General features: G+C 72.4%; 10 protein-coding genes. 6 read left to right on the plus strand and 4 right to left on the minus strand.

The window, feature by feature from the left end:
* Positions 1-38 precede the first annotated feature (38 nt).
* The gene (locus tag ABZ215_RS13100) at positions 39-1,856 is read right to left on the minus strand and encodes an NAD(P)/FAD-dependent oxidoreductase (RefSeq protein WP_354949630.1); all 1,818 of its coding nucleotides are present in this window, start codon (positions 1,854-1,856) and stop codon (positions 39-41) included.
* Positions 1,857-2,004: 148 nt separating this feature from the next.
* Between ABZ215_RS13100 and ABZ215_RS13105 the strand changes: the two genes are divergently transcribed.
* The 5 genes from ABZ215_RS13105 to ABZ215_RS13125 are packed head-to-tail and all read left to right on the plus strand — an operon-like array spanning position 2,005 to position 6,178.
* Entirely contained in the window at positions 2,005-3,171 is a 1,167-nt protein-coding gene (locus tag ABZ215_RS13105; RefSeq protein WP_354712865.1) for a transcriptional regulator, read from the plus strand.
* Between the two features lie 40 nt (positions 3,172-3,211).
* A complete protein-coding gene (locus ABZ215_RS13110) occupies positions 3,212-3,622 on the plus strand; it encodes a PPOX class F420-dependent oxidoreductase (RefSeq protein WP_354949631.1) in 411 nt (136 codons plus the stop codon).
* Between the two features lies 1 nt (position 3,623).
* Positions 3,624-4,589 carry an RNA polymerase subunit sigma-70 gene (locus ABZ215_RS13115; protein ID WP_354949632.1) on the plus strand — a complete coding sequence of 322 codons (966 nt, stop codon included), beginning with the start codon at positions 3,624-3,626 and terminating at the stop codon, positions 4,587-4,589.
* A 22-nt stretch (positions 4,590-4,611) separates the two neighbouring features.
* On the plus strand, positions 4,612-5,412 hold the full coding sequence (locus tag ABZ215_RS13120; RefSeq protein WP_354949633.1) for an alpha/beta hydrolase: 801 nt from the start codon (positions 4,612-4,614) through the stop codon (positions 5,410-5,412).
* 37 nt (positions 5,413-5,449) lie between these two features.
* Positions 5,450-6,178: a class I SAM-dependent methyltransferase gene (locus ABZ215_RS13125; protein WP_354949634.1), complete on the plus strand. Its 729-nt coding sequence runs from the start codon at positions 5,450-5,452 to the stop codon at positions 6,176-6,178.
* A 2-nt stretch (positions 6,179-6,180) separates the two neighbouring features.
* On the opposite strand, the gene ABZ215_RS13130 is transcribed toward ABZ215_RS13125, so the two are convergent.
* Both ABZ215_RS13130 and ABZ215_RS13135 read right to left on the minus strand, forming a co-directional pair.
* Entirely contained in the window at positions 6,181-6,405 is a 225-nt protein-coding gene (locus ABZ215_RS13130; RefSeq protein ID WP_020422626.1) for a hypothetical protein, read from the minus strand.
* Between the two features lie 35 nt (positions 6,406-6,440).
* Positions 6,441-7,220, minus strand: coding sequence for an IclR family transcriptional regulator (locus ABZ215_RS13135; protein ID WP_354949635.1), 780 nt, complete (start codon positions 7,218-7,220; stop codon positions 6,441-6,443).
* A gap of 113 nt (positions 7,221-7,333) precedes the next feature.
* On the opposite strand from ABZ215_RS13135, the gene ABZ215_RS13140 reads away from it, so the two are divergent.
* Positions 7,334-7,711 carry a VOC family protein gene (locus ABZ215_RS13140; protein ID WP_026153251.1) on the plus strand — a complete coding sequence of 126 codons (378 nt, stop codon included), beginning with the start codon at positions 7,334-7,336 and terminating at the stop codon, positions 7,709-7,711.
* Between the two features lie 3 nt (positions 7,712-7,714).
* On the opposite strand, the gene ABZ215_RS13145 is transcribed toward ABZ215_RS13140, so the two are convergent.
* A complete protein-coding gene (locus ABZ215_RS13145) occupies positions 7,715-8,122 on the minus strand; it encodes a DUF1304 domain-containing protein (protein ID WP_354949636.1) in 408 nt (135 codons plus the stop codon).
* Positions 8,123-8,573 lie beyond the last annotated feature (451 nt).

The following is an 8,573-nucleotide window of genomic DNA, read 5'->3' on the forward strand; positions in this document are numbered from 1 at the left end:
GGCCCGGCCGCCCCGTCGACGGCCGGGCCCCGGAAGCGTCACGACAGGTGGTGCACCTCCTGCAGCCCGTACACCGGCGTCGGGATGCCCTCGTACCGGGCCTTCAGCTGCAGCGCCAGGTACAGCGAGTAGTGCCGCGACTGGTGCAGGTTCCCGCCGTGGAACCACAACCCCGGCTGCTGGGTCGGCTTCCACATGTTCCGCTGCTCGCCCTCCCACGGGCCGGGGTCCTTCGTCGTCCCCGAGCCGAGGCCCCAGCACTTGCCGACCCGGTCGGCCATCTCCTGCCCGGCGATGTCGGCGACCCACCCGTTCATCGACCCGTACCCGGTCGCGTACACCACCAGGTCGGCCTCCAGTTCGGTGCCGTCGGCGAGCACCACGGCGTTGCGCGTCAGGTGGTCGACCTGGCCGCGCACCAGTTTGATGTCGCCGTTCGCGACGAGCTCGGAGGCGCCGACGTCGATGTAGTAGCCGGAGCCGCGCCGCAGGTACTTCATGAACAGGCCGGAGCCGTCGTCGCCCCAGTCGTGCAGGAAACCGGCCTTCTCCAGGCGGTCGTAGAAGTCCGCGTCGCGCTGCTTGATCTGCTGGTACACCGGGATCTGGAACTGGTGCATGATCCGGTAGGGCAGCGACGCGAACACCATGTCGGCCTTGTCGGTGGTCATGCCGCCGGCCACCGCGCGCTCGGAGTACAGGTCGCCGAGGCCGATCTCCATCAGCGAGTCCGACTTCACCACGTGCGTGGAGGACCGCTGCACCATCGTGACGTCCGCGCCGTGCTCCCACAGCGCCGCGCAGATGTCGTGCGCGGAGTTGTTCGAGCCGACCACCACGGCCTTCTTGCCGGCGTAGGCGTCCGGGCCCGGGTGCTGCGAAGAGTGGTGCTGGTCGCCCTCGAAGACGTCCATCCCGGGGAACGAGGGGATGTTCGGCTTGCCCGACATGCCGGTGGCGAACACGAGCTGTTTCGGCGTCAGCACCACGGTTTCACCCGCACGGTCGACGGTGACCGTCCACTGTGCCGTGTCCTCGTCGTAGGACGCGGACTTCACCTCCGACCGCGTCCAGTACGACACGTCCATCACGCGGGTGTACATCTCCAGCCAGTCCGCGATCTTGTCCTTCGGCGCGAACACCGGCCAGTTCTCCGGGAACGGCAGGTAGGGCAGGTGGTCGTACCAGACCGGGTCGTGCAGGCACAGGCTCTTGTAGCGCTTGCGCCACTGGTCGCCGGGACGTTCGTGGCGGTCCACGACCAGCGCCGGCACCCCGAGCTGCCGCAGCCGCGCGCCGAGGGCGATGCCGCCCTGCCCGCCGCCGATCACCACCACGTAGGGCTGGCGCTCGTACCCGAGCTCCTTCTTCTCCAGCTCGCGTTCCTCGGCCCACACCCGGCGTCCCCGGATGACGCCGTGCCGCACACCCTTCGGGCGGCGTTCGCGTTGCGGTTCCTCGAAGCCCTTCAGCTCGCGCAGGCTGGTCAGGAACGTCCAGGCGCCCTCGTCGGTGAGCCGGAGGTGGCCCTTGCCGCGGCCGGTGGCGGTCTCGAACTCCAGCCACGCCTCGACGACCCCGTCGGCCTCGGTCGGGGTCTCGGTGGTGCGGAAACCGGACGGATCCGTGCCGTCCAGGCAGGCGGACAGCATGTCGGCGACGCCTTCGCGGCCTTCGACGGTCTTGATGTTCCAGGTGAACGCCACCAGGTCGCGCCAGAAGCTGTCGACCGCGAACATGCCCGCCGCCGCCTCGACGTCGCGGGCGGCCAGCGCGGCTTCGAACCGCTCCAGCCAGGCGTCGACGCGCGCCTGCGGCGACCGCGCCGGCGCCTCCCGGTCGATCGTCTGTGTCATCGCCACTCCTCCTCGCCATTGGGGATGTAACTCCGATCACAGCCCGCCGGTCGGGTGACCGGCAACGGTTGCAGCGAATTGCACGCCTTGGCGAGCGCGTGAGCGGCACCTATGCTCGATCGTCGACGCAGTGGTGCGGAGGTGGACCGTGAGCGTGCCCGGCGCAGTCCCGCCTGGCTGCAGCCTGCCCGCCTACGCCCGCGACCTGGTCCGCATGCACGACGCCGTGATCGCGGGCGGCCGTCCGCCGCTGCGCCCGCGCGACGTCGTGTCCCGGTCCTGGGAACGGGTCATCGGGCTCGGGCTGAAGGCCGACGGGCTCAACACCCGCGACTGGCTGAGCGAGGACGAGCTGGCCAGGCGGCGGGAGAACTCGCCGCTGCGGGACGCGGTCGGCGACCTCAAGCAGGTGCTCGGCGGGATGCCGCACGTGCTGCTGGTCGTCACCGACGCCGACGGCGTCATCCTGTGGCGCGAGGGCACGTCCCGCGTCCGCCGCCGCGCCGACGACCTCGGGTTCTTCGAGGGCGCGGAGTGGACCGAGGAGCGCGTCGGCACCAACGCGATCGGCACCGCGCTGGCCGAGGCCGCCCCGGTCGAACTGCTCGCGGGCGAGCACTTCGAGCAGAACCAGCACCCGTGGTACTGCACGGCGTCGCCGGTGCACGACCCCCGCACCGGCGAACTGCTCGGGGTGATCGACGTGAGCGGCCCCGCGCTGACGCTGCACCCGGCCATCGGGGCGCTGGTGGAGACCGGCCGGAGGCTCACCGAGGCGCAGATCTGGCGCTGGCACCAGCGGCGGCTCGACCGGTTGCGCCAGGTGGGCGAGCCACTGCTGGCCACCGGGCCCGCCCTGCTGGTCGACGACCACGGCTGGGTCGCGGCGGGCGCCGGGGTGTCGGTGGGCGACCGCATCGCCGCGCCGTCCGCGGGCGAGCCGATCGCGGTGCCCGGGCTCGGCGCGTGCCTGCCCGAACGGCTGGCCGAGGGCTGGCTGATCCGCCCGGCCGGACCCGACCGGCGGGTGACGCTCGACCTCGACCTCACGCACACCCCGCTGCTGACGCTGCAGGGCGGCGACACCGGCTGGCGGCGCAAGGTGACCCGCCGCCACGCGGAGATCCTCGTGCTGCTGCACCGCGCCGGGCCGGCCGGGCTGTCGGCGGAGGCGCTGAGCCGCGCGCTGTACGGCGACGCCGAGCACGTCGTCACGGTGCGCGCGGAGGTCTCGCGCCTGCGGCGGCTGCTGGGCGCGCTGGTGGACACGCGCCCGTACCGGCTGGCCGAGGGTGTGCGCATGACGGTGCGCTGAAGACCGATTCCTTTCCGGCCGCCCGCGAGTCGGTACCGGTATGACACTGCCCGAAACCGTCCGCCGCCTCGTCGGCGGACCCCACTTCGCGATCGTCTCGACCAGCAACCCCGACGGCCGTCCCCAGTCGTCGGTCGTCTTCGTCAAGTGCGAGGACGACGGCACGATCGTGTTCAGCACGCTTCGCGGCCGCCGCAAGACCCGCAACCTGGAGCGCGATCCGCGGCTCAGCGTGCTCGTGGTGTCCAGGGTGACCGGCCACTACGCGGAGGTGCGCGGCCGGGTGGAGATCACCGCCGATCCGGGGAAGGAACTGCCGGTGGTCATGTACCGGCTGTACATGGGCGGGCAGGAGCCGCCGCCGGAGCCGGACGCCGAGCGCGTGGTGGTGCGGATCTTCCCCGAGAAGGTGAACCTCTTCCCGCCGGCCGAGGTGAGGCAGAGTGCTTGACGTGGGAACCACCGAGGACGGCTTCGCTCGCGTGGCGGAGCCGTTCCGCGCCGAGTTGCTGGCGCACTGCTACCGGATGCTCGGGTCGCTCGACGACGCCGAGGACCTGGTGCAGGAGACCTACCTGCGCGCGTGGCGGTCGTTCGGCGCGTTCGAGGGGCGGGCGTCGGTGCGCACCTGGCTGTACCGGATCGCGACGAACGCATGCCTGACGGCGTTGCGCGGCCGGGGGCGGCGGGTGCTGCCGTCCGGCCTGGCGCCGCCGTCGGACGACCCGGCCGCGCCGCCCGGCGAGGCGCCGGGAGTGGCGTGGCTGCAGCCGATCCCGGTGGACCCCGCGGCGGCGGCCGAGTCGCGGGAGGGCGTGCGGCTGGCGCTGATCGCGAGCCTGCAGGTGCTGCCACCGCGGCAGCGGGCGGTGCTGATCCTGCGGGACGTGCTGGCGTTCCCGGCCGCCGAGGTCGCCGGGATGCTCGGGCTGACCGTCGCGGCGGTGAAGAGCGCGTTGCAACGGGCCCGGGCGAGCCTGGCGGAGGTGGCCGCGCCGGAGGAGCTGGCGGAGCCGTCCGCGCCCGAGGCACGCGCGTTGCTGGAGCAGTACATGGCGGCGTTCGAGAAGTCCGATGTCGCGCTGCTGGAACGCGCGCTGCGCCAGGACGCCGAGCTGGAGGTGGTCGGCTCGCCGACGTGGTTCGCCGGCCGCCGCACCTGCCTGCCGTTCCTCAGGACTCCCGCCGTGATCGGCAAGCCGGGCGAGTGGCGCATGCTGCCGACCACGGCGAACGACCAGCCGGCGGCGGTGACGTACCGCCTCACCGACGGCGCGCACCGCGCGTTCGGCCTCGCGGTCCTCACGGTAACCCCCACGGGCATCGCGAAGATCACCGTCTTCGGCGAGCCGACACTGGTGCGGCGGTTCGGCTTCCCGGATGTCCTCCCGCCGCGAGCCCGTTCGTCGGCACACTGAAACCCCGGTGAAGGAGGACGGCATGCACACGGTGACCTCGGCGGACGGGACGCGCATCGCCTACGAGCGGGACGGCAGCGGGCCGCTCGTCGTGTTCCTCGGCGGCGCCTTCAACGACCGCACGGCGTGCGCTCCCGTCGCGGCGGTGTTGCGCGACCGGTACACCGTCGTGTGCGTCGACCGGCGGGGGCGCGGGGACAGTGGCGACGCCATTCCGCCACACCAGGCCGCGACCTACCGGGTCGAGCGCGAGGTCGAGGACCTGAACGCCGTGCTCGCGGCCGAGGGCGGGCCTGCCGCGGTGTTCGGCTTCTCCTCGGGTGGCATCCTCGCGCTGCACGCGGCGGCCGCCGGTGCGGCGATCACCCGCGTCGCGCTCTACGAGCCGCCGTTCGCGCTCGGCGGTCTGGCCGGCTCGGCCCGGGACCTGGCGGGGAAGCTCGCCGCGCTGATCGGCGACGGCAGGCGCGGTGACGCCGTCGCGACGATGCAGATCGAGGGCATCGGGCTGCCGCCGGAGGCGGTCGAGCAGATCCGGCGCTCCCCGATGTGGCCGCAGCTGGAGGCCGTCGCGCAGAGCCTGGTCTACGACGCCACGCTCACCGCCGCGCCGAACCTGCCCACCGCGGCCATGCGTGCTCTCGACCTGGACGTCCTCGTCCTCAGCGGCAGCGAGACTTGGCCCGGCCTGCGCGAAGCCGCCCGGGCGCTGCCCACGCACCTCGCCCGGGCGAGGTACGCCGAGGTCCCCGGCGGCGCCGGGCACGGCATCCCCGCCGAGGCGACGGCGAAGGTGCTCGACGAGTTCCTCGGTGGAAAATGACGCGCCCCGCCGCGCGGCCCCGCGCTACGGTCCGCCCATGGACGACGGCTACTTCGGCGAGGACGTCGCCGCGACGTACGACCAGTCGGAGGGCCCGGAGTTCGAGTCCGCCGCGGTCGAGTCGGCCGCCCGGTTCGTGGCCGAACTCGCCGGCGACGGCGCGGCCCTAGAACTGGGCATCGGCACCGGCCGGATCGCGCTGCCGCTCGCCGCGCGTGGCGTGCCGGTGCACGGCATCGACCTCTCCCGCGCCATGGTGGCCCGCCTGCGCGCGAAGCCGGGTGGCGACGCGGTCGGCGTGACGATCGGCGACTTCACCACGACCAGGGTGCCGGGGGAGTTCTCGGTCGCCTACCTGGTCTTCAACACGATCATGAACCTGACCACCCAGACCGACCAGGTCGCGTGCTTCCGCAACGCCGCGGCGCACCTCCGGCCGGGCGGGTGTTTCGTGATCGAGGTCGGGGTGCCCGCGCTGCGGCAGCTCCCGCCCGGCCAGACCGTCGTGCCGTTCCACGTCGGCGCGTCGAGCTGGGCCTACGACGTGTACGACGTGGCCACGCAGGCGATGAGCTCCAACTACGTCGACGTGACCGGCGGCCGCGGCGCCTTCCGGTCGATCCCGTTCCGCTACGTCTGGCCCTCGGAGCTCGACTTGATGGCCGAGCTGGCCGGGATGCGCCTGCGGGAGCGGTGGGCGGACTGGGCGCGCGAGCCGTTCACCGGGGAGAGCCGCAAGCACGTCTCGGTCTGGCAGAAGCCCTGAGCTCACTCCCCGCGCATCGAGCGGCGGATCTCCTCCAGCTTGTCGCGTGCGGCGCGGTCGCGGTCGGCCATCTTCTCGTCGAACGAGGCCGCCTCCGGGGTCTCCCCGGCCAGTTCGGTCGAGCCGAGGGCCGTCGCGTAGCGGTTCTCGATGCGGTCGCGCACGAAGTCGAAGCTCGGCACGCCGGATTCGGTGTAGTCGCCCTCGGGCGTGGTTTCGTCGGGCATGGCGCCCCCTCTCTGGTCCCTGCCCATTGTGCCCCTCAGTAGACGAGCTGCTTCGCGATCTGCGCCGCGGCGTGCCGCAGCATGGTCGTCAGCTCCAGCTCACGCGGCGAAACGCCGGCCGCCGGATCGGGGTTGAACCGGAACAGGGGACCGGTGAGCGCGAGGCTGCACAGCACGCGGCCGGTCGCGCGCGGGATGGGCACCGCGAGCGCGGCCAGGCCCTCCTCGGACTCGCCGGTGTTGCGCCCGAAGCCCTCGGCCCGCACGTGCGCCAGCTCCGCGCGGAGTGCGGTGCGGGTGTGGAGGCCGGCGTCGGTCGCGCCGGCCAGTTCCTCGTCCGGGTACAGCTCGGTCAGCTCGTCGTCGGTGAGTTCGGCGAGCAGCACCTTGCCCGCGGCGGACGCGTGCGCCGGCATGCTCAGGCCGACCCGGCTCGCGACGCGCATCAGCAGCGGCGATTCGACGGCGGCGACGAACTTCACCCGCGCGCCGGCCAGCACCGAGATGTGCACGGTCTCCCGCGATTCGTCGCGCAGCTGCTGCATGAACGGGTACGCGACTTCCAGGCAGTGCTCGACCGCCTGCGTCTCGCTGGACATGGTCATCGACGGGCCGATGCGGTAGCGGCGGCCGCCGTGGGTCTGTTCGGCGAAGCCGTGTTGCTGCAAGGTGGTCAGCAGGCGGTGTGCCGTGGACGGACCGACACCGAGGTGTCGCGCGGCGTCCGTCACCCCGACGTCCGCTTGGGCGCGCAGCAGCAGCACGAGGCGCAATGCGTTCGAGACGGACTGCAGTGTTTGTGAATTTTCCCCCATGGAGGAACGCTACCACGGTTATTCCGGGTTTCATGTTCTGTCTATTGTGGACTTAGCGGGTGTCCGGAACGTGGGGGCCGGAAATTGTCGGTGGTGCCGGTTAGCCTTCGCGCATGCTGGATCATCTCGGAGTTCAGGTGGCCGACGTCGAGGCGTCCGCCGCCCTGTATCAGCGCGTGTTCGGGCCGATCGGGTTGCGGGAGGCGATGCGTTTTCCCGCGGGCGACAGTGTGGTGGTGGGGATGGCCGGGCCGGACGGCAATCCCGACTTCTGGCTGAGTTCTGCGGGCGGTGCGGAAACCCGGGAGCTGCACGTGGCCTTCCGCGCGCCGGGACGGGACGCGGTCGACGCCGTGCACGCCGCGGCCGTCGAGGCGGGTGTCGAGGTGCTGCACGCGCCCCGCGAGTGGCCCGAGTACCACCCGGGCTACTACGCGGTGTTCCTGCGGGACCCCGACGGGCACAACGTGGAGGCGGTGCACCACGGCTGACGGTCACCCCGCGATCGCGACCGCGAGCAGCGCGCCGATCGGCGGCAGGGCCTGCGCGGCCACTCCGCCGAGCCCGGCGCCCTTCTCGCGGCCGAGCGCCATCCGGTCGGAAACGAGCAGCACGAGGGAGGAGAGGATCATGAAGCCACACGTGTAGTACACGAGCGCGCGCCCGGCCTCGGTCTGGCCGGTGTTGACGGCGATGAGCCCGATGACCGTCCCGGCGGCGAGGAACAGGTTGTAGAAGCCCTGCCCGAACGACCACAACAGCACGGCGGGCACGTCTTCGCTGCGGATGCGGAAGACGCCCCAGTGCACCGCGGGCCGCCGGAAGAGCAGCGCCTCCCACGCGAAGACGAGCACGTGCAACGCGGCGGCCACCCCGGCGAACACTTGAGCCACGATGTTCACGGCGCCTCCCCGGTGGTGTTTGTTGTTCGGGTGGTGATTGTCCGGGTGGTGGTTGTCGTTCGGGTGGTGGTTGTCCGGGGGGTGTTTGTCCGGGCGGTGGTTGTCGCTCGGGCGGTGGTGCCGACGCGCGCGCTGCGCTGCCGCGGTGCGAGGGTTGGCGCGGTCCTGCGCTCGGCTGCCGAGCCGGAAACTGTGCTGCCCGGAGGCATCACGCGGCCGGTACGGGCACGGCTCACGCGGCCGGAGAACGCGCGCCTGCCGCTCACAGCCAGTCCTGGCGCGGGATTTGCGTGGCGGGACGGTGCCGGAGTGCCGGTGGCAGCGGGTGTTGCGGTGGCAGGTGTGCGGCTGGGCAGTGCCGGAGTGCCGGTGGCAGCGGGTGTTGCGGTGGCAGGTGTGCGGCTGGGCAGTGCCGGAGTGCCGGTGGCAGCGGGTGTTGCGGTGGCAGGTG

This window comes from Amycolatopsis sp. NPDC006131 (assembly GCF_040614175.1).
In the GTDB taxonomy this organism is placed as follows: Bacteria; Actinomycetota; Actinomycetes; order Mycobacteriales; family Pseudonocardiaceae; genus Amycolatopsis_E; species Amycolatopsis_E tucumanensis.